The 20,029-nt window shown below is 73.0% G+C and carries 16 protein-coding genes, 1 tRNA gene and 3 pseudogenes; 15 read left to right on the top strand and 5 right to left on the bottom strand.

Annotated features, from left to right (window positions below):
* Positions 1 to 136 precede the first annotated feature (136 nt).
* The 6 genes from FU792_RS12310 (at position 137) to htpX (ending at position 7,598) form a co-directional block, all read left to right on the top strand.
* Positions 137 to 448 carry a 4Fe-4S binding protein gene (locus FU792_RS12310; protein WP_238705982.1) on the top strand — a complete coding sequence of 104 codons (312 nt, stop codon included), beginning with the start codon at positions 137 to 139 and terminating at the stop codon, positions 446 to 448.
* A complete protein-coding gene (locus FU792_RS12305) occupies positions 445 to 1,005 on the top strand; it encodes an NADH-quinone oxidoreductase subunit J family protein (protein ID WP_022925232.1) in 561 nt (186 codons plus the stop codon). Before FU792_RS12310 ends, FU792_RS12305 begins: the two co-directional genes overlap by 4 nt.
* Complete coding sequence (gene nuoK / locus FU792_RS12300) at positions 1,002 to 3,347, top strand: NADH-quinone oxidoreductase subunit NuoK (RefSeq protein ID WP_149814797.1); 2,346 nt, start codon at positions 1,002 to 1,004, stop codon at positions 3,345 to 3,347. Before FU792_RS12305 ends, nuoK begins: the two co-directional genes overlap by 4 nt.
* Entirely contained in the window at positions 3,344 to 4,951 is a 1,608-nt protein-coding gene (locus tag FU792_RS12295; RefSeq protein WP_022925235.1) for a complex I subunit 4 family protein, read from the top strand. Before nuoK ends, FU792_RS12295 begins: the two co-directional genes overlap by 4 nt.
* Positions 4,948 to 6,558 carry a proton-conducting transporter transmembrane domain-containing protein gene (locus FU792_RS12290; protein ID WP_149814796.1) on the top strand — a complete coding sequence of 537 codons (1,611 nt, stop codon included), beginning with the start codon at positions 4,948 to 4,950 and terminating at the stop codon, positions 6,556 to 6,558. The genes FU792_RS12295 and FU792_RS12290 overlap by 4 nt, the downstream gene beginning before the upstream one ends.
* 170 nt (positions 6,559 to 6,728) lie before the next feature.
* Complete coding sequence (gene htpX / locus FU792_RS12285) at positions 6,729 to 7,598, top strand: zinc metalloprotease HtpX (protein WP_022925237.1); 870 nt, start codon at positions 6,729 to 6,731, stop codon at positions 7,596 to 7,598.
* A 46-nt stretch (positions 7,599 to 7,644) separates the two neighbouring features.
* Here htpX and folP read toward each other — a convergent pair whose 3' ends face one another.
* The 4 genes from folP to FU792_RS12265 form a co-directional block, all read right to left on the bottom strand.
* A complete protein-coding gene (folP, locus tag FU792_RS12280; RefSeq protein WP_022925238.1) occupies positions 7,645 to 8,616 on the bottom strand; it encodes a dihydropteroate synthase in 972 nt (323 codons plus the stop codon).
* Between the two features lie 16 nt (positions 8,617 to 8,632).
* Positions 8,633 to 10,024: a hypothetical protein gene (locus tag FU792_RS12275; protein ID WP_028131061.1), complete on the bottom strand. Its 1,392-nt coding sequence runs from the start codon at positions 10,022 to 10,024 to the stop codon at positions 8,633 to 8,635.
* Between the two features lie 71 nt (positions 10,025 to 10,095).
* Positions 10,096 to 10,641, bottom strand: a complete 546-nt coding sequence (locus tag FU792_RS12270) for an RNA polymerase sigma factor (RefSeq protein WP_028131062.1) — start codon at positions 10,639 to 10,641, stop codon at positions 10,096 to 10,098.
* A 168-nt stretch (positions 10,642 to 10,809) separates the two neighbouring features.
* A tRNA-Tyr gene (locus tag FU792_RS12265) sits at positions 10,810 to 10,892 on the bottom strand.
* A 96-nt stretch (positions 10,893 to 10,988) separates the two neighbouring features.
* Between FU792_RS12265 and FU792_RS12260 the strand changes: the two genes are divergently transcribed.
* Complete coding sequence (locus tag FU792_RS12260) at positions 10,989 to 11,486, top strand: YajQ family cyclic di-GMP-binding protein (protein ID WP_022925240.1); 498 nt, start codon at positions 10,989 to 10,991, stop codon at positions 11,484 to 11,486.
* A 64-nt stretch (positions 11,487 to 11,550) separates the two neighbouring features.
* Here the strand turns inward: FU792_RS12260 and FU792_RS12255 are convergent.
* Positions 11,551 to 13,064, bottom strand: a pseudogene (locus FU792_RS12255) (MFS transporter).
* 52 nt (positions 13,065 to 13,116) lie between these two features.
* Here FU792_RS12255 and FU792_RS18560 point away from each other — a divergent pair.
* The 8 genes and pseudogenes from FU792_RS18560 to FU792_RS12215 all read left to right on the top strand — a co-directional run bounded on the left by FU792_RS18560 (position 13,117) and on the right by FU792_RS12215 (position 19,770).
* Positions 13,117 to 13,647 carry a TetR/AcrR family transcriptional regulator gene (locus FU792_RS18560; protein ID WP_022925242.1) on the top strand — a complete coding sequence of 177 codons (531 nt, stop codon included), beginning with the start codon at positions 13,117 to 13,119 and terminating at the stop codon, positions 13,645 to 13,647.
* Between the two features lie 27 nt (positions 13,648 to 13,674).
* A pseudogene (locus tag FU792_RS12245) lies at positions 13,675 to 15,005 on the top strand (MFS transporter).
* Entirely contained in the window at positions 15,002 to 15,355 is a 354-nt protein-coding gene (locus tag FU792_RS12240; protein WP_022925244.1) for a hypothetical protein, read from the top strand. The pseudogene FU792_RS12245 and the gene FU792_RS12240 overlap by 4 nt, the downstream one beginning before the upstream one ends.
* Positions 15,356 to 15,536: 181 nt before the next feature.
* The gene (gene rocD / locus FU792_RS12235; protein ID WP_022925245.1) at positions 15,537 to 16,757 is read left to right on the top strand and encodes an ornithine--oxo-acid transaminase; all 1,221 of its coding nucleotides are present in this window, start codon (positions 15,537 to 15,539) and stop codon (positions 16,755 to 16,757) included.
* A gap of 20 nt (positions 16,758 to 16,777) precedes the next feature.
* Positions 16,778 to 17,617 carry a YdcF family protein gene (locus tag FU792_RS12230; protein WP_022925246.1) on the top strand — a complete coding sequence of 280 codons (840 nt, stop codon included), beginning with the start codon at positions 16,778 to 16,780 and terminating at the stop codon, positions 17,615 to 17,617.
* 188 nt (positions 17,618 to 17,805) lie between these two features.
* On the top strand, positions 17,806 to 18,186 hold the full coding sequence (locus FU792_RS12225; RefSeq protein WP_022925247.1) for a GntR family transcriptional regulator: 381 nt from the start codon (positions 17,806 to 17,808) through the stop codon (positions 18,184 to 18,186).
* A pseudogene (locus FU792_RS12220) lies at positions 18,186 to 19,090 on the top strand (ABC transporter ATP-binding protein). The gene FU792_RS12225 and the pseudogene FU792_RS12220 overlap by 1 nt, the downstream one beginning before the upstream one ends.
* Complete coding sequence (locus FU792_RS12215; protein ID WP_022925249.1) at positions 19,087 to 19,770, top strand: hypothetical protein; 684 nt, start codon at positions 19,087 to 19,089, stop codon at positions 19,768 to 19,770. Before FU792_RS12220 ends, FU792_RS12215 begins: the two are co-directional and overlap by 4 nt.
* Positions 19,771 to 20,029 lie beyond the last annotated feature (259 nt).

Raw genomic sequence — 20,029 nt, 5'->3', positions numbered from 1 at the left:
TGCTGCGGGGGCTGGCGACGACGGGCGCACCGCGACCCGGCGCGCGCACACGGCGCAGTACCCGCATACCGAGCCCGAGCTGCCCGAGCGCAGCCGCGGCGTCATCGCGCTGCTCGAGGACAACTGCACGTCGTGCATGCTGTGCGCCCGCGAGTGCCCGGACTGGTGCATCACGATCGACTCGCACAAGGAGAGCCTGCCCGCGGAGACCGAGGGGGGTCGCGAGCGCTCGCACAACGTGCTCGACCGCTTCGACATCGACTTCTCGCTGTGCATGTACTGCGGCATCTGCATCGAGGTATGCCCCTTCGACGCCCTCTTCTGGGCGCCGGACTTCGCCTACGCCGAAGGCGACATCCGCAACCTGCTGCACGACAAGGAGCGGCTCGGCACCTTCATGGACACGGTGCCCGACAGCGCGCTGCCCGCTGCGGAGGACGGGCCGTGAGCGGTCTGGACGTCCTCTTCTGCGCCGTCGGGCTGGTGACCGCCGGCGCCGCCCTGCTGGCGGTGTCCTCGCGGCAGGTGCTGCACGCCGCCCTGTGGCTCGTGGTGACGCTCGGCGGCCTGGCCGGGTGCTACCTCGTGCTGGGGGCCGAGCTGGTCGCCCTGGTCCAGCTGCTGGTCTACGTCGGTGCCGTCGTCGTGCTCGTGCTCTTCGCCCTCATGCTCACCCGCTCCGGCGGCGTGCCGGTCGTGACGTCGGTGCCGCAGCGGGTGGCCGCGGGGCTGGTCGGCGGCGGCACGACGGTCGTGCTCGGCGGGGCGTTGCTCTCCGCCTTCGGGTGGGGCAGCGTGCCGGTCGACGGTGCCGGCAACGAGGCGGTGGCCGCCACGATCTTCGGCACCGACGTCTGGCCGTTCGAGCTGCTCTCGGTCCTGCTGCTCACGGCACTGGTCGCGGCGGTGGCGGTGGCCCGCGCTCCGGTCGGCGGCCAGGACGATCCCAGCCATCGGCCCGACCCGCCGCCCGAGGTCGAGGCCGTGCAGGGGGAGGACGCGTGATCCGCCCCGCCCTGCCCTACCTGCTCACCGCCCTGCTGGCCGGGCTGGGCGCCTACGGCATCCTCGCCCGGAGGCACGCCGTCCTCGTCCTCATCGGGGTCGAGCTGCTGCTCGGCGCGGCGGGCCTGCTGCTGGTGACGGTCGCCCAGACCGGCGCGGCGGGCGACCCGGGAGCCGCGGTGCTGACCCTCTTCGTCATCACGATCGCGGCCGCCGAGGTGGTGGTCGCGCTCGCGGTCCTGCTCGCGCTCTTCCGCGCCCGCGGCCACGTCGACCTGCACGCGGAGCTCGACGGTCCCGACCCCGGGAGGTGGGGGAGCGTGCCTGAGCTGCCCGACCTGCCCTGGTCCGAGCTGCAGCTGCCGGAGCTGCCGCTGCCCGACCTGCCCATGCCGGACCTGTGGGGCGCCCCGGCCCACTGGGCGGTCCTGGCCACGCTGCTGGCCGCGCTCGCCGGGCTCGGTCTGACCGGACGCTCCAACCGGCTCGCCGCCTGGGTCGGGGTCGGTGGCTCCTTCGTGGCCGTCGTGGCGACGACGTGGCAGCTCTACACGCTCACCCGGATCGAGGGCGCGCAGCGCGACGTCGGGACGATCGGAGCGCTGTGGCTCGGTGACCTCGAGGCGCCGCTGCGCCTCCTCGTGACGTGGCCGACGGCGCTGGTCGCGGCGACGGTCGCCGCCGTGGCCCTCGTCGTCCAGGGGTATGCCCGGTGGTACCTCTGGTACGACCCCCGCTACCGACCGTTCGCGGCGACCGTGTCGCTCTTCACGGCGGCGATGCTGCTGCTCGTCCACTCCGACGACCTGCTGCTGACGCTCGTGGGCTGGGAGGTGATGGGCTGGTGCTCCTACCTGCTCATCGGGCACCAGTCGACGCGCTCGGCCGCGGCGCGCGCGGCGAGCAAGGCGCTGCTGGTGACCCGCACGGCCGACATCGGCTTCGTCCTCGGCCTGGTCGTGCTCGCCGCCGGTGCCGGGACCACCCGCACGACCGAGGTGGTGCAGCACTGGGCCGAGGCCGGCACCTCGCCCACGCTCACGGCGGCGCTGTGCCTGCTCGTCCTCGGCGTCGCCGGCAAGTCGGCGCTCTTCCCCTTCCAGGACTGGCTGCCGGACGCCATGGAGGGACCGACGCCGGCCTCCGCGCTCATCCACGCGGCGACGATGGTGGCCGCCGGCACCGTGGTGCTGACCCAGCTCTTCGGGCTGCTCGTCCTCTCCGGCCCCGCGCGCATGCTGCTCGCGGTGCTGGCGTGCGTGACCATGATCGGCGCCGCCGTCCTGGCCTTCGCGCAGGGCGATCTCAAACGGCTCCTGGCCTGGTCCACCGTCAGCCAGGTCGCGCTCATGCTCGCCGTGCTCGCGGCCGCCACCCCGGCCACCGGCCCGGACGCGGCGCTGCAGCACCTCGTCGCGCACGCGTGGTTCAAGGCGTTGCTCTTCCTCACCACCGGCTGGCTGGGCGTCCTCGTCGGCGGCACCGCCATGGCCCTGGTCGCCTCCGGTGCCCGGCGCTACCGGGTCCTGCGGCACCGGTTCGGCTGGGGCCTGCTCGCCCTCGCCGGGGTGCCGCCTTTCGTCGGCTTCTTCTCCAAGGAGCTCATTCTCGGCACCGCGGAGGCCGGCACGAGCCCGGGTGCGGCCGGGGGTCTGGTCTCCGTGCTGGTCCTGGCCTCGGTCGGGGCGAGCGCACCGCTCACGGCGGCCTACTGCATGCGCGCCTGGCTGGTGCTGAGCCGACCGACGGCGGTGCAGGGCCTGGCGCAGACCTACCACCCCGGCCCGGTGCAGCGGATCGACGACTTCTTCGACGAGCCGCAGGTGCTGCAGGAGGCCGAGGGGGTGGAGCGGGCCGAGGCCGCGATCAGCTCCTCCGCCCGCATGGGCACCTCCTTCCTCATGATCATGACCCTGCTCGGCGGGCTGGTCGCGCTGCTGCCGGTCTGGGGGCCGCAGGTCGCGCTCGACCTGCAGCTCACTGCGGCGACGCTGCTGCTCATGCTGGTGAGCGCGCTGCTCGTCCGGCTCGCGGCGGGGGGCGTGCGCACCCGCGACGCGGCAGCACGCATACCGGGCGCGGCCAGCCTCGCCGCCGAGCGCGGCCTGCACGCCGACGCCGCCTACCGCGTGCTCGTCGCCATGCCGGTGCTCGCCCTGGCGCGGGGCGTCGCGTGGTTCGACGACCAGGTCCTCGACGCCTGGGTCCGGGGTCTGGGGGCCGGCGCGCGACCGCTCGGCCGGGTCGGTGACCTCACCAGCCCGCGGCGGGCGACGCCGGGCCTGGCGCTGGTGCTGGCCGGGATGCTGCTGCTGGCGGCGATCGGGGTGGTGACGGCGTGACCGGGACGCTGAGCCGGGTGCGGGACGACGTCCTCGCCCTGGTGCCCGACCTGGGCGCCTGGTGGTATGCCCTCGCGCTCGCCCCGCTCCTCCTCGCCGCCGTGATGCTGCTCGTGGTGGGCCGCTGGCCCGAGCAGCCCGGGCACCGCGCGGTGCACCGCAGCTCGGTGGCGGCGGCGGTGGTCAGCGCCCTCGGCGTGGCCGGGGTGGCGCTGGACCGCCCCGTCGTCGAGGTGAGCTGGATCCCGAGCCTCGGCGTGTGGTTCACCCTCCGGCCGGACGGGCTGTCCGTGCCGCTGCTGCTGCTGACGGCGGTGGTGGGCGTCGTGGCCACAGCGCTCCACCTGCACCCGGCCCGGGAGGCCCGCACTGTCGCGGTCGACCTCGAGGACAGCGACCCCACCTCGCCCATCCCGGTGGTGCGCGGGGTCGACGTGCCGGGCCTGGCCAGCTACCACGCCTGCCTGCTGCTGGTGCTCCTGGGGGCGCTGCTGGCGTTCCTCGCCGGGGACGCCCTGCTCTTCTTCGTCGGCTTCGAGCTGGTGCTCGTGCCCATGTGGCTGCTGGTGGCCCGGCACGGCGACCCCGGGAGCGACCGGGACGGCGCCGCGCTGCGGTTCCTGCTGGTGACCGTCGTCGGCTCCTCGCTGGTGCTGCTCGGCATCCTCGCGCTCGCCACGGCGCTGGGCACCACCGACCTGCAGGTGTGGGCGGCGCAGGGGGGCGCCACCCTGGGTCGCGGCTCGCAGCTCGCGATCGCCGCGACCCTGCTCGTGGGGCTGGCGCTCAAGGTCCCCGTCTTCCCGCTGCACACCTGGCTGCCGTGGGTGCACGCCACGGCCCCCACCGCCGGCTCGGTGCTGCTCGCGGCGGTCCTGCTTAAGCTCGGGACCTACGGCATGGTGCGGCTGGTCGTGCCGGTGGTGCCCGAGGGCTTCGCCGCCTGGGCGCCGCTGCTGGCCGGGCTCGCGGTCGCCGGCATCGTCTGGGCCTCGCTCATCTGTCTCGTCGAGCGCGACCTCAAACGGCTCATCGCCTGGTCCTCGGTGGCGCACCTGGGCTTCGTCGTCCTCGGGATCGCCTCCGGGACGCAGGCCGGGCTGCAGGCGGCGCTTTTCGGCAACGTCGCGCACGGCCTGGTCTCGGCCCTGCTCTTCGTCGTCGTCGGCGGGCTCAAGCACCGGTGGGGCAGCGCGGACCTGACCCTGCGGCACGCGGCGCTGCGCGAGGTCACCCCGCACCTCGGGCTGGCGCTGATGGTCGGTATGGCGGCCTCCAGCGGGCTGCCCGGGCTGGCGGTCTTCTGGGGTGAGATCGGCGGTCTGCTGGCGGCGTGGTCGCCGGCGCCGGACCGGCCCGAGGGCTGGTTCCGGGCCTTCGCGGTGGTCGGCGCGGTCGGTGGTGCGCTGGCCGTCGCCTACACCGTCCGGGTGCTGCGCGAGGTGTGGTTCGGCGACCGGGTCGAGCCGCGCATCCCCGACGCCGTCCGGACCGAGCGGACCGCCCTGCGCCTGCTGGGCGTGCTGGTGCTGCTGCTCGGCCTGCTGCCGACGGTGCTGCTGTCGGTGACAGCGCCCTTCGTCGAGGGGGTGCTCGCGCGATGATCTTGCAGCTCGACCTGCTGGCGCTGCTGCCGGTGCTCGCGCCCGTGGTGGCCGCGGTGCTGGTGCTCGTGCTGGACGTGACGCTCCCGGGACGGCGGACACCGCACCTCTACCTCGGCGGCGCCGGCCTGCTGGCCGGTGCGGCTGCGGCGGTGCCCGGCCTCCTGCTGCCTCCCGGGGACCGCCGCGGAGCGCTGTGCCTGCCGGACGGCTGGTGCGCCTACGCCGCCGACGACCTCGTCTCCGCGCTCCAGCTGGCGGCGCTGCTGGCCGCACTGGTCGTCCTGGTGCTGGCCTGGCCCGACTGGTCGGCACCGGGCCGCGACGGCGGGCCGGAGCCGACGGGCCGTGCGCCCGTGGTGCTCGCGCTGCTGCTGGCAGCGACCGCCGGGGGGGCGGGCGCGGCTGGCGACCTCGGCTCGCTGCTGGTCTCCCTCGAGCTGGCCACGCTGCCCACGGTCGTGCTCGTGGCGCTCGTGCGCACCACCTGGGCGGCGCCCCGTCGCGCGCGGGCCGTGGACGGCGCGGTCGCGCTGCTGACGACCTCGCTGGTCTCGTTCGGGCTGCTCGCGCTGGGCGCGGCCTTCTGGGCCGCGGCGACCGGCCACACCCGCTTCACCGGCCTACCCTCGGCGCCGCACCCCGAGCTGCTCGTGCTGGCCGCGGTGCTGCTCGTGGCAGGCCTGGCGTTCAAGGTGTCCGCCGTGCCCTTCCACGCGTGGACGCCGATCACGTATGCCGCGGCGCCGCTACCGGTGACGGCCTACCTGGCCACGGTGTCGAAGGTGGCTGCCCTCGGCGGTCTGGTGGTCGTCGTTCGTGCGCTCGGCGCGGTCGAGGGGACCACCCTGGTCGCGATGGCGCTGCTGGCAGCGGCGTCGATGACGGTGGGCAATCTCGTGGCGCTGGTGCAGCAGGACGCGGTGCGGCTGCTCGCGTGGTCCACCGTGGCGCAGGCCGGCTGGGTGCTGCTGCCGCTGGCCTCGCTGTCGACGCGGGCCGCCAGCGCCGCCGGGTCCTACCTCGTGGTCTACCTGACCGCCACGCTGCTGGCCTTCGTGGTCGTGGCAGCCGTCGCCGGACTGGTCCGGGACAGCGCCTCCGACGGGACGCAGGGCGCGTCGCCCGCGGCGGGGTCCACGACGCTGCAGCTGCACCGCGGTCTCCTCCGGGACCGGCCGCTGCTCGCGGTGCCGCTCGGGCTGGCCCTGCTGACGCTGGCCGGCCTGCCACCGGCGATCGCGGGTCTCGTCGCCAAGGTGGTGGCGCTGCGCCCGGTCCTGGGCGACGAGACGTGGTGGCTGGCGGTCGTCGCGGCGGTCAACATCGCCCTCGGCATCGCGGTCTACCTGCGCTGGCTGGTCGTGCTCGCCGCCCAGGGGGGCCGGTCGGCCCGCCGGCCTGTCCGCGCGCGGGCGAGCCGGGGGAGCGTGCCGGGCGACGAGACCGGGGACGAGCCGGAGGCGCAGGAGAGCGGGGACGAGCCTGCGGCGCAGCAGACGGGCGAGCCGCCCGGCCCCGATGTCCCGGTCCGGCTGTGGGTGCTCGTCGGCCTGCTCACCGCCGCCCTCGTGGTCGGCAGCATCGCCCCGATCGGCGTCATCTGACCTCCGGGGCCTGCCCCGGAGCACCGAGTGGCCCAGTTGTGCGCCCGATCAGGCCTGGTATGCCGACCGAAGTGGGCCACTGGGTACGTCCCGGTCACCCGGGCTCGGCACGCAGGCACCGACAGGCATACCTCGGGAACACCGGCACGACGCCCCGTCGTTGATCTGACATGCACAAGCACTACAACGGGCTGAAGACGACCTTCCTCTTCGGCGCCATCTGGGCGATCTTCCTGGGGATGGGTGCGCTCCTCGGCGGCAGCTGGATCTGGATCTTCGCCCTGTTCGGTCTCGCGACGACGTTCTACAGCTACTGGAACTCGGACAAGCTGGCGATCCGCGCCATGCGGGCCCAGCCGGTCACCCGGGAGCAGCAGCCGCAGATGTACCGCATCGTGGAGGAGCTGTCCCAGCAGGCGGGCAAGCCCATGCCCCGGCTCTACGTCAGCCCGACCGCCGCGCCCAACGCCTTCGCGACCGGGCGCAACCCGCAGAACTCCGCGGTCTGCTGCACCGAGGGCATCCTGCACCTGCTCGACGAGCGCGAGCTGCGCGGTGTCCTCGGGCACGAGCTCATGCACGTCTACAACCGCGACATCCTCACCAGCTCGGTCGCGGCCGGCATCGCCGGTGTCATCACCTCGGTGGCGCAGCTCGCCTTCTTCTTCGGCGGCAGCCGCGACAACGGTGGCAACCCGCTGGCCATGCTCGCGATGGCGCTGCTCGCTCCCTTCGCCGCGACCGTCGTGCAGCTCGCCATCAGCCGCACCCGGGAGTACGACGCCGACGAGGACGGCGCCCAGCTCACCGGTGACCCGCTCGCGCTCGCCTCCGCGCTGCGCAAGCTCGAAGCCGGGACGCAGCAGGCGCCGCTCGCGCCCGAGCGGCAGGTCGTCAACGCCAGCCACATGATGATCGCCAACCCTTTCCGGGCCCGCGACGTCACGAAGATGTTCGCCACGCACCCGCCGATGGGTCAGCGGATCGCCCGCCTGGAGCAGATGGCCCAGTCCGGTCAGCCGGGCATCGAGCGTCTCTGACCCGACCCCTCGCCGGGCGTGCTCAGGCGCCGGAGCCGCGCACCGGTCAGGTATGCCCGGCGCCCGCCGGTGCTCGGTGCCGGCCGGGCTCGCCCCTGACGGCCCGGGCCGGGGGACGGTCGCCGCGGATGCTCGCCACCATGTCGACCGCCCGCCGGGTGGCTCGCACGTCGTGGGCGCGGAAGACCGTGGTGCCCAGCCAGGCGGCGACGGCGGTCGCCGCGAGCGTCCCCTCCAGCCGGTCGTCGGCCTCCAGGTCGAGGGTCTCGCCGACGAAGTCCTTGCGCGACAGCGCCTGCAGCACCGGGTAGCCCAGGGCCGCGACGTCCTCGGTGTGCCGCAGCGTCGTGAGCGAGTGCCGGGTCGTCTTGCCGAAGTCCAGCGTCGGGTCCACCAGCACCCGCTCGGGCGGCACCCCCGCCTGCACCGCTACCTGCGCGCCCCGCGCGAGCACCGCCAGGACGTCACGGACCACGGCCAGCTCGTCGTCACCCCGGGAGTCGGCATACCGCACGTCGACCGGGTCGGTGCGCGGCGGCAACCCGCCGGTGTGCGAGACGACGACGCCGGCGCCCGCCCGCGCCGCGCTGTGCACCAGCTCGGGGTCGTGCCCGGCCCAGGTGTCGTTGACCAGGTCGACGAGCCCGGCCGCGGCCTCGGCCACCTCGCTGCGCCAGGTGTCCAGCGACAGCACCAGATCCGGATATGCCTGCCGCGCCGCCTCGAGGAACGGCATGACCCGGTCCAACTCCTCGGCGGCGCCGACCTCCTCGCCCTCCTGACCGGCGCGGACCCCGCCCACGTCGATGATGTCGGCACCGTGCTCGACGGCGGCGTGCAGCGCGGCCAGGGCGTCGTCGAGGGCGCTGTGCCGGTTGCCGGCCCAGAAGCTGTCGGCGGTGCGGTTGACGATGGCCATCACGGCCGGGCGGCCGCTGTCGAAAATGTGCCCGCGCAGCACCAGGGCCGGCGGGCGGGGGAGCAGGGGAGGGAGGATGGCCGAGGTCACGCCCGCCATCGTCCCACCGGCTCGGTCACTCCCAGGCGATCCAGTCGATCGACTCGTCGGCAACGGCCATCACCGGGTAGGTCATGCCGTCGCCTGTCGACAGCTCCCACACCGGGACCTCCATGTTGCCCGAGTGGGTGTAGATCGTGCCCCGCACGAGCTCGGCGCCGGTGACCTCCTTGTCCTTGAGGAGCAGCGGGAGCGACATGCCGTCCTCGACCTCCGGGGCGTCGGGCAGGTCGGGTGCGACGAAGGTGGTCCCCGTCCCGGACGGCCGGGTGTCCTCGAGGTCCTCGGGGAGCTGCACGCCGTACTCCTGCGAGAACTCCTTCTCGCCGTAGCGCTCCACGGCCTCCGTGGGGGAGATCACCGGGTAGTCCCCGATCGGGACCATCTCGCCCAGCCCCGCGTAGGCGGCGATGACGCCCTCCGGACCCACGGTGAGGCTGATGTGCTTCGGCCCGTAGGCGCCGCCGGGAGGTGCCGCCTCGACGTGGGCGAAGGGGGTGCTCCGGTCGTACTCGCTCACCACGAAGGTGAAGGCGTCCGTGGGGATCTGCGCCTGCGCGAGGAAGTCGCGCGCCGCGCCCTCGGCCTGCTCGTCCGTGGGGCGCTCGCCGGTCGTCTCGCGGCAGTCGTCGGCGGTCGGCAGCGGGGTGCCCTCCCCGAAGGTCGCCTCCCAGTACTCGGCGAGCATCTCGCGCTCCTCCCCCACGGCGTAGGCGAAGCTCTCCCGGCAGTCGGGGGAGGCGAACATGTCGGTGTAGGACACGTGCAACCCGCCGCCCTCGGTGGAGGCCATGAGCATCCGCCCGCTGTCGGCCTCGGCCAGCCCGACGTCGCCCTCCGGGAGGAACTCGGCGTCCACCTTCATCGGCACCCCGTCGATGCCCAACGTCTCGGCCCAGGCCGAGACGAAGGCCTCGGGGTCCTCCTCGCTGCGCAGCACCGAGATGGGCGCGGTGGTGGCTTCCTGCGACAGGCCGGGGGCCGCCACGAGGCGGACGGGGCCGGGGTCGTAGGGCTCCGGGTCGGCGTCGACCGAGCCGCTGCTCGCGTAGGACGACCCGGCCACCTCCGCGCTCAGCCCGGCGTCCATGCCGGCCCCGGCGGCGCCCAGGAGCGAGTCCTGGCCCGCGACGAGCAGGGTGCCGGGGCCGCGCTGCGCGCCGACGGCATACCCGGCGCCACCGATCGCCAGCGCCCCGATGCATGCGGCCGCCACCCACGGTGCCCGGATGACCGGGTCCCGGAGCAGGTCGTCGACGCGGGCGGCGGAGTCGGCGCCGGTGCTCCCGCTCGCGGGCGCCTTGTGCTCGACCAGCGCGCGCAGTCGGGAGAGGTCCGGGTGCGACCCGGTGGCCGGGTCGCTGGCGCGCAGCCGGTGCAGTGCCTCGTCGTCGTGGTGCTCGACCATGATCGGTCTCCTTCGGTGCGGTGGTGCGCAGGTGGTGCCGGTCTGCCGGACCGTGCGGTCCGGCGTGCTGTCTAGTGGTCGTGCTCCCAGGCCTCGCGCAGCCGGGCGCGGGCCCGGGAGAGCGCGGCGGCGCCGCCGCCGCGGGTGAGCCCGAGCGCGCGGGCCAGACCCTCGCCGTCGAGCCCTTCCCAGGCGTGGAGCATGAGGATCGAGCGGTCCCGGGTGCTGAGCCGGGACATCGCCTGCCGGACGTCCTCGTCGGCCATGACCAGCTCGGCCGGGTCGACGCTGCGGACGTGCAGCTCTCCCTCCTCCTGACCGGAGTAGTCCGCCAGGAGGGTGAGGGTGGGCTTGCGGCGGTGGTTGGCCAGGACGTAGGAGGCCGTGCGGTAGAGCCACGGCAGCTCGTAGTCCGACGGGATCTTCTCCCGGCGCCGCCAGGCGGTGGCGAAGACCTCGGCGGTGAGGTCCTCCACGTCGTCGTGGTTCGCGCGACGGGTGTAGTAGCGGTGCACCTGGGTGGCGTGCCGGGCGAAGAACGAGTCGAACCAGGCGGCGTCCCGGGTGTCCCCGGTGCGGTCCGTGCCGGGGTCGTCCCCGGCGAGGCGTAGCGGCATCGCTCCTCCTGGCTGCTGCGGCGAGCCCCGTCGGCCCGTCCACCTGCACTATGTCGGGCGTCGGGCCCGTGTTGCAGGCGCCGCTCCGCAGCGGGCGGCGACGGGCATACCGAAGCGGGTGAGACGACGAAGGACGGGCACCGGTCTCCCGGTGCCCGTCCTCAGGGGTGGCAGGTGCAGGATTCGAACCTGCGTAGGCATACGCCGACGGATTTACAGTCCGCTTCCATTGGCCGCTCGGACAACCTGCCAGTGCGCGAAGCGCGGGTGACATGCTAACAGTCACACCCCCGGTGGTCCGAACCCGCGAGCGGGCCGCCACCGGCCACGACACAGGAGGTATGCCCATGGCCGACTCGTCCTTCGACATCGTCAGCAAGGTCGATCACCAGGAGGTCGCCAACGCCGTCAACCAGGCCGCCAAGGAGATCGGCAACCGCTACGACTTCCGCAACGTGGGGGCCCGGGTCGAGCTGTCCGGCGAGACCATCTCGATGGCCGCCAACAGCGAGGAGCGGTGCAAGGCGGTGCTCGACGTGCTGCAGACCAAGCTGGTCAAGCGTGGCGTCTCGCTCAAGCACCTCGACTACACCCACGACGGGGAGCCCTACGCCTCGGGCAAGGAGTTCCGGCTCGAGGCGGGCCTCAAGAGCGGCATCTCCTCGGAGAACGCCAAGAAGATCGGCAAGATCATCCGCGACGAGGGACCCAAGGGCGTCAAGTCCCAGATCCAGGGGGACGAGCTGCGGGTCACCTCGAAGTCCCGCGACGAGCTCCAGGCGGTGCAGCGGCTGCTCAAGGAGAAGGACCTCGACGTGGCGCTGCAGTTCACCAACTACCGCTGAGGTCCGAGCGTGCTCCGTCGCGCCATGGGCGGCCGGAGCACGGTCGGAGGCGCCGCTGCGGCGGTCAGCGCTCGGCGTCGCGCAGCGTCACCCAGGCGATGAGCGCGGCGGCGCGACCAGGACCGCGCCCGCGGTGCTCGTGACCCCGACGCCGGCGTCGAAGGCGGACCGCGCCGCCTCGAGCAGGGCCGGGTCGCCGGTACGCTCGGCCGCGGCGGCGGCCCCGCCGAGCGTCTCGCGGGCCGCGACCGCCGCCTCCGGGTCGGTGCCGGCCGGCAGGGTCAGCGAGGAGCGGTAGACCGAGGTGAGCAGGCCGCCGAGCAGGGTCGTGCCGAGCACGGCGCCGAACTCGTAGGCCGTCTCGCTGACGGCCGAGGCGGCGCCCGCCTTGGCCGGGGGGACCGTGGTGAGGATCTGGTCGTTGGAGATCGTCTCGGCGGCACCGATGCCCAGGCCGAGCAGCGCGAAGGCGAGCGCGATCAGCGGGACCGTCGCCGTGCCGCCCAGGCTCAGCAGGGCGTAGGCGGCGACGGAGAACCCCAGCCCGCCCACCACGGCGAGCGCCGGGTGCACGTGCCGGACCACACGGACCACGAGCAGCCCCGAGGCCACCATGGCCACGACGCCCGGGACGAGCACGAGCGCGGCGTCGAGCGCAGGCATACCCTCGACGAGCTGCAGGTGCTGGGTGACGAAGAAGAGGAAGCCGGTCAGCGCGACGATGCTGAGCAGGTTGACCGCCAGGGCCCCGGAGAAGGCCGGGACGGCGAAGAGGCGCACGTCGAGCATGGGGTCGGCGGAGCGGCGCATCCGGCGCACGAAGCCGGTGCCCGCCGCGGCGGCCGCGACGAGGGCGGCCAGGGCCAGGACGTCGGGCCCCTCGACTGCGACGTGCTTCAGCGACCAGGCCAGGCCACCCAGGGCCACCATCGACAGGGCGATCCCCCCGAGGTCGATGCCTCCCGGCGCCGGGTCGCGGGACTCCCGGACGAGGAAGGGTCCGAGCAGGAGCAGGGGGAGCAGCACCGGCACGGCGACCAGGAAGACCGAGCCCCAGTGGAAGTGCTCGAGCAGGATGCCGCCGACCACCGGGCCGAGGGCCGAGCCGACGGAGAAGCCGGTCGCCCAGATCGCGATGGCGAGCCGGCGCTGGGTCCGGTCGAGGAACATCGTGCGCAGCAGCGACAGCGTTGCCGGCATCAGGGTGGCGCCGAAGACGCCCAGACCCACCCGGGCGGCGATGAGCAGCTCGGCGGTCGGCGCGAAGGCCGCCAGCGCCGAGACGACCGCGAAGCCGGTGGCCCCGATGAGCAGGATGCGGCGGCGGCCGATGCGGTCACCGACCGTGCCCATCGTGACGAGCAGGGTCGCGAGCACCAGGGGGTAGGCGTCGAGGAGCCAGAGCTGCTGGGCGGCCGAGGGGGACAGGGCCTGGGTGATCTGGGGCAGCGCGAAGTTGAGCACCGTGGTGTCGATGGAGATGAGGAGCACCGGGAGCATGAGCACGGCCAGGCCTGCCCAGTCGCGGCGGGTGGCGCGGGGTGCCGTGTCGGGGGGAGTGAGGTCCAGCGTGGCCATACCAAAACTATACCGTCTGGACGGTTTAGTTGACAACGTTAGGATGGGCGCCATGTCGAAGGGTGAACGGACGCGCGCGCGGGTGCTCGACGCCTTCGAGAATCTCGTCATCGAGCACGGGGAACGGGCCGGGACCCTGGCCGCCACGGCGCAGGAGGCCGGGGTGTCCAAGGGCGGGCTGCTCTACCACTTCGGGTCCAAGGACGCCCTCGTGCAGGGGTTGGCGGAGCGGCTGGAGGTCTTCGGCGCCGCCGAGGAGGAGCGGTTGTCCGCCCTGCCGGACGCGTTGGAGGTCTTCCTGCGGGAGTCCGTGGCGGCGAACCAGCCCTTCGACCGCACCTATCTGGCGCTGCTCAAGCTCGGGCAGCTGGACGAGCACGAGGTCGCGCGCGAGGCGCTGCTGCGGCTCGACGACCACTTCCTCGCAGCACTGACCGAGACGCTGGGCGACCCGGACCTGGCCCTGCTCGTGCTGCGGGTGAGCGACGGGATCTACGTGCGGACCGCGCTCGGCGGCAGCGACGCCCTCCCGGCCGACTCCGTCGACCGCATCCTGGCCCTGCTCGCCTCCCTGCCGCGGTAGGGTGCTGCCCCTCTATCATCGACGCCCATGGCGACCGTGACAGACCATCTGCCCACCCGCCCCGAGCGGATGGGCCGCCTTCCCTACACCCGGCAGCACACGCGGGTCCTGCTCGGCTCGGGGACCGGCTGGGCGCTCGACGCCATGGACGTGGGGCTCATCTCCTTCGTCGGCCTGGCGATCGCCACCCAGTGGGACCTCACCCGCACCGAGCAGTCCTGGCTGCTCTCGATCGGCTTCGTCGGCATGGCGCTCGGGGCGACCTTCGGTGGCATGCTCGCCGACCGCTACGGCCGGCGCACCGTCTTCGCGCTCACCCTGCTCGTCTACGGCCTGGCGACCGGCGCCTCGGCGCTGGTCAGCGGACTGGCGGCGCTGCTGGTGCTCCGCTTCCTCGTCGGCATCGGCCTCGGTGCGGAGCTGCCGGTCGCCTCGACCCTGGTCAGCGAGCTCTCGCCCACCCGGATCCGGGGCCGGATGGTCGTCATCCTCGAGTCCTTCTGGGCCGTCGGCTGGCTCCTGGCAGCGCTCATCGGCTACTTCGTCGTGCCGCTCAGCGACGACGGCTGGCGCTGGGCCTTCGCGCTGGGTCTCGTCCCGGCCCTGTATGCCGTCGTCATCCGGTGGGGGATGCCGGAGTCGCCGCTCTTCCTCGAGCGCCGTGGCCGCGAGGCGGAGGCCGAGCAGGTCGTCCGCTTTTTCGAGGAGTCCGCCGGGGTGCCGCACCAGGAGAGCCGGCCGCTGCCCGAGGCGCCGCCCAGGACGCCCGGCGCGCTCTGGTCGTCGGCATACCGGGTGCGCACCATCGGCATCTGGGCGGTGTGGTTCTGCGTCAACTTCTCCTACTACGGCGCCTTCATCTGGCTTCCGACGCTGCTCTACGCCCAGGGTTTCGACCTGGTGCGCTCCTTCGGCTACACCCTGGTCATCACCCTCGCCCAGCTGCCGGGTATGCCCTCGCCGCGGTCCTCGTGGAGGTCTGGGGCAGGCGTGCGACGCTGGCGACCTTCCTGCTCGGCTCGGCGGTGTCGGCCGTCTTCTTCGGCCTGTCCGGCGAGGTGTGGCAGATCATCGCCGCCGGGTGCGCCATGAGCTTCTTCAACCTGGGTGCCTGGGGCGCGCTGTATGCCGTCACCCCGGAGATCTACCCGACCAGCGTGCGCGCCTCGGGTGCGGGCGCCGCGGCAGGCTTCGGGCGCATCGCCTCGATCGCCGCGCCGCTGCTCGTCCCGGTCATCCTCGGCACCTGGGGCAACGCGGCCCTGTTCACCCTCTTCGGTGCCGCCTTCGTCGTGGGTGCGCTCGCGGCATACCTCCTGCTGCCGGAGCAGGCCGGCGATGCCCTGGAAACAGGATGACCAGCCGCGACGGGAGCGTGTCGCTCGAGGCGATGAAGCGTGCCTGGGCTCGCCTGTTCCCGACGTCCCTCGGCGCCGCGGACCTGCGTCGCAACTGGAAGGCCTGGACGACGGTGGGGGCATATCCGGGCAGGGTGACGGGTGTCCCGGAGATCTTCGGGTGGATGGTGCTCCACGCTCACGCGATACCGCAGTGCGATCTGACTGGCTGGTCAGTCCGTCCGGCCATCGCCGACGGCGGTGGCCTCGTCGTGGTCGAGGCCACTGACCAGGAGGCTTGGTTCGAGAAGCTGCCGCCGGACGACGCAGTCATCCTGGAGGCTCAGAGGCAGTTCGCCGACGTCCTCTAGGACAAGGACGAGGGTTCCCACTGATCTGTCCAGCGTTCTGGCCCGCGCGGGTGGGGTGGGGACAGGGTTGTCGGGGGACCGCAAGTGCATAGGTATGCTGACGAGCGCATGGCTACACAGCGTGGTGTGGTCATGCGCTGCGACGCACCGACCCTCCCCACGCGACCCCTAGGATGACCGCATGACTGAGCTGTCCACCAACCAGGCCTACATCGACCTCGAGGACCAGGTCGCCGCGCACAACTACAGCCCGTTGCCGGTGGTCGTCGAGCACGCGGAGGGCATCCACGTCACCGATGTCGAGGGCAACACCTACATCGACGCCCTCTCCGGCTACTCCGCGCTCAACTTCGGGCACCGCCACCCCGGCCTCGTGCAGGCGGCCAAGGACCAGCTCGACCGCTCGACGCTGACCTCGCGCGCCTTCCACAACGACCAGCTCGGTCCCTTCTGCGAGGCGCTGGCGCGGCTCGTCGGCAAGGACATGATCCTGCCGATGAACACCGGCGCCGAGGCGGTCGAGACCGCGCTCAAGATCGCCCGCAAGTGGGCCTACCAGGTGAAGGGGGTGCCGGACGGTCAGGCCGAGATCATCGTCATGGACGGCAACTTCCACGGCCGCACGACGACGATCATCTCCTTCTCCGACGACCCGGAGGCGCACGACCACTACGGGCCCTACACGCCGGGCTTCGTCGCCGTGCCCTACGGCGACCTCGCCGCGATCGAGGCCGCGATCACCGACAGCACCGCGGCCGTTCTCGTCGAGCCGATCCAGGGCGAGCAGGGCGTCATGATCCCCAAGGAGGGCTTCCTGCCGGGCCTGCGCGAGCTGTGCACCAGCAAGAACGTCCTCATGATCGCGGACGAGATCCAGTCCGGGCTCGGCCGCACCGGCACCTCCCTCGCCTGTGAGTACGAGGGCGTCGAGGCCGACATGTACACCCTCGGCAAGGCGCTCGGCGGGGGCATCGTGCCTGTCTCGGCCGTGGCCGCCGACGCCGAGGTCATGAAGGTCATCACCCCGGGCACCCACGGGTCCACCTTCGGCGGCAACCCGCTGGCGGCCGCGGTCGGCAAGGCCGTCGTCGACCTGCTCGCGACCGGCGAGCACCAGGCGCACGCCAAGCAGCTGGAGTCGGTCTTCGCCGAGGAGCTGGGCAACCTCGTCGGGCAGGGCGCCGAGGCGGTCCGCGTGCGCGGTCTCTGGGCGGGCATCGACATCGACCCGGGCCTCATGACCGGCAAGGAGGCGTGCAAGGCGCTGGCTCGCAAGGGCGTCCTCGCCAAGGACACCCACGGCTCGACGATCCGGCTCGCCCCGCCGCTGACGATCACCGAGGACGAGCTGCGGCAGATCACCGACGCGCTCGGCGCCGTGCTCGCCGAGGCCCGCGGCTGAACGTCCCCGCGCCCGTCCTCGTGACGGGCCTGGTGCTGGCGCCGCTCGGGTTCGTCCTGCCGGGCCTGCTGCTCTGGTATGCCGGGCAACGGCTCGCCCGCGGGCGCCGTGACGCCGACACCCGGGGTGCCCTGGTCGGTGGGCTCGCCACGATCGTCGTCCCCGTCGGCGGCCTGCTCCTGCTCGGGTATGCCGCGGCGCCGGTGCTCGTCGGCCTGGGCGCGGGCCTGCTCCTCCTCGCGGCGTGGCCGGGGCTGGTCATGGTGCTGCTCCTGGGCCGGCGCTGGTGGCTGTGCCGTCGCCCCGTCGACGTCGACCGTCGGGCCGTGATCGTGCTGGGTGCTCCGGTGCCCGACGGGCGGGTGGGGGAGGAGCTCGCCGCGCGGCTGCGCGGCGGGTTGACCGCGCTCGGCCGACTCACCACCCTCGGGGGACTCGGCGCGGCGACGTCGCCTCTCGTCCTGACCGGAGGGCGCGCCAAGGGTGACCGACCTGCGGAGTCGGAGGCGATGGCGCGCTGGGTGCGCAGCCAGGATCCGGCTGCACCGCTCCTCCTCGAGGACCGGGCCACCACCACCGAGGAGAACCTCCTGCTCTCCACCCGGCTGCTTCAGGACCAGGGCTGCCCGCCGCCCTACGCGGTCGTGACCAGCGCCTACCACGCCGCCCGCACCAGCCTGCTCATCGCGCGGCACCGGCTGCCGGTGCAGGTCGTCGGGGTGCGGGTCCCGATGGACTTCCCGGCCGGCGCCTACCTGCGCGAGCTGCTCATCGTGCTCAAGGAGGCGCGTCGACCGCACCTCGTGGCGGGACTGCTGATCGTCGGGGGCGCGGTGCTGACGGGGTTCCTCGCCCGCTGACCACGCTGGTGCATCTCGTGGTGCATCTCCTCGTGCGGAGCCGTGCGACACGCGCGTCGTCGGAGCCACCCCTGCGACGCCACCTTCTGCACCAGCGTGCCTCTGCGCCCTGCTGCGCGCTCCGCCGCCTCTTGCGCGTACCCCAGTCCCATGGTCTACTAGTCTAGTAACTAACCAAGGAGGCGGCGGTGATCGAAGAAGGTCGACCGATCTTCGTGCAGATCGCGGAGAGCATCGAGGGCTCGATCGTCGACGGCAGCCTGGCCGAGGAGGAGCGCGCACCGTCCATCAACGAGCTGGCGGCCTTCCACCGGATCAACCCGGCCACCGCCGCCAAGGGCATCAACCAGCTCGTCGACGACGGCGTGCTCTACAAGCGTCGCGGCGTCGGGATGTTCGTCGCCACCGGTGCCCGGGCTGCGCTGCTGGCCCGGAGGACCAACGACTTCGCCGCCGCGTATGTCGACCCGCTGCTCGCCGAGGCACGCCGGCTCGGCCTCGGGCCGGACGACGTGACCGCCCTCATCGCCGAGCGGACCGCAGGGACCACCAGGAAGGAGCCGAGCTGATGAGTTCGGTCATCGAGGTGCAGAGCCTCACGAAGAGATACCGCGAGACGACCGCGCTGGACGAGGTGTCGTTCTCGATCGAGCAGGACTCCATCTACGGCCTGCTCGGGCGCAACGGCGCGGGGAAGACGACGCTGATGTCGATCCTCACGGCGCAGAACTTCGCCACCTCGGGCCAGGCCCGGGTCTTCGGCGAGACCCCCTTCGAGAACTCGCGGGTGCTGTCCCGGATGTGCTTCGTCCGGGAGAGCCAGAAATACCCGGACGACGCGACCGGGCGACACGCCCTGGCCATGGCCCGGCTGTTCTTCCCGCGCTGGGACGACGAGCTCGCGGGTCAGCTCGTCGAGGAGTTCGCCCTCCCCGTGGACCGGCGCATCAAGAAGCTCTCCGCGGCCAGCTCTCGGCCGTCGGGGTGATCATCGGGCTGGCCTCCCGGGCCGAGATCACCTTCTTCGACGAGCCCTACCTCGGGCTCGACGCCGTCGCCCGGCAGCTGTTCTACGACCGGCTGCTGCAGGACTACGCGGACCACCCGCGCACCATCGTGCTCTCGAGCCACCTCATCGACGAGGTCGCCCCGCTGCTGGAGCGGGTGCTCGTCATCGAGCAGGGGCAGATCCTGCTCGACGAGGACACCGACGCGCTGCGCGGCCGGGCGGCGGTCGTGGTCGGTGACTCCGCCGCGGTCGAGGGCTTCGTCGCCGGGCGTGAGGTGATCCATACCGAGAGCCTGGGCCGGGTCTCCTCGGCCACCGTGCTGGGCGGCCTGTCCGAGCAGGACCGTCAGCGGCTCGCCGCCGCCGATCTCGAGGTCGCGCCGGTGTCGCTCCAGCAGCTCGTCGTCCGTCTCACCCGACGGGCCGCAGGGTCCGTCCCGCAGCACAAGGAGCTCGTGCCATGAACCGCACCCTGTCCGTCGTCCGGCTGCAGCTGGTCAACAAGCAGACCTTCCTCTGGGTCCCGCTGCTCGTCCTCGGTGGCGCCCTGGTCATCACCATGGCGATCTTCGCCATGCTGCCGGTCGACGGCATCGTCGGGGGCGGCGCGCAGGCCCCGATGTGGTACTTCCTGGTCGTCGGGGTGCAGTCGCTCACGCTGACCTTCCCGTTCTCCCAGGCACTCAGCGTGACCCGCCGGGAGTTCTACGTCGGGACGATGCTCACCGCGCTGCTCGCCTCGGCCGCCCTGGGCGCCATCTATGTCGTCGGCGGTCTGATCGAGGACGCCACGGGCGGCTTCGGCACCGGCAGCGTCTTCTTCAAGGTGCCGGGTGTCTGGGCGCAGGGCTGGGCCGCTGCCGGCTTCATCTACCTCGTGCTGTCCTTCGCCTTCTTCCAGGTCGGCTTCTTCTGCGCCACGATCTACAAGCGCTTCGGCGCGCTCGTGCTGACGGCCGGGATGATCGCCGTCGCGCTGCTCCTCCTCGTGGGGCTGTGGCTCATCACCCGCCTGGAGGCCTGGGGCGAGGTCTTCTCCTGGGTGGCCGGCACGGGCGTCCTGGGCCTGACGCTCTGGAGCCTGCCGGTGCTGGCGCTGCTCGCGCTCGTGTCCTACGCCGCGCTCCGCCGCGCCCTGCCCTGAGCCTCACCGGAGCCGGTCGCGCACCGTCCTCAGGTGCGCGACGAGCTCCGGCGGCTCCAGGACCTCGACGGCGACCCAGGGCCACCAGCTCGGCGGCGAGGTAGTCCAGCGACTCGGCACCGGTCACCAGCTCCGTCCAGCCCTCGCCCAGCTCGCTCACCTCACCCGCCAGCGGCGAGACGCGCTCCGCCAGCTCCGGAGCGGGCATCTGGACCCTCGCGCGCGCCACCCAGCGGTAGGGCGCACGGGTCACCGACCG

Source organism: Serinicoccus marinus DSM 15273 (assembly GCF_008386315.1).
Taxonomy (GTDB): Bacteria; Actinomycetota; Actinomycetes; order Actinomycetales; family Dermatophilaceae; genus Ornithinicoccus; species Ornithinicoccus marinus.
The sequence above is the reverse complement of the archived record's forward strand: the minus strand, read 5'-3'. Positions and strand labels throughout refer to the sequence as shown.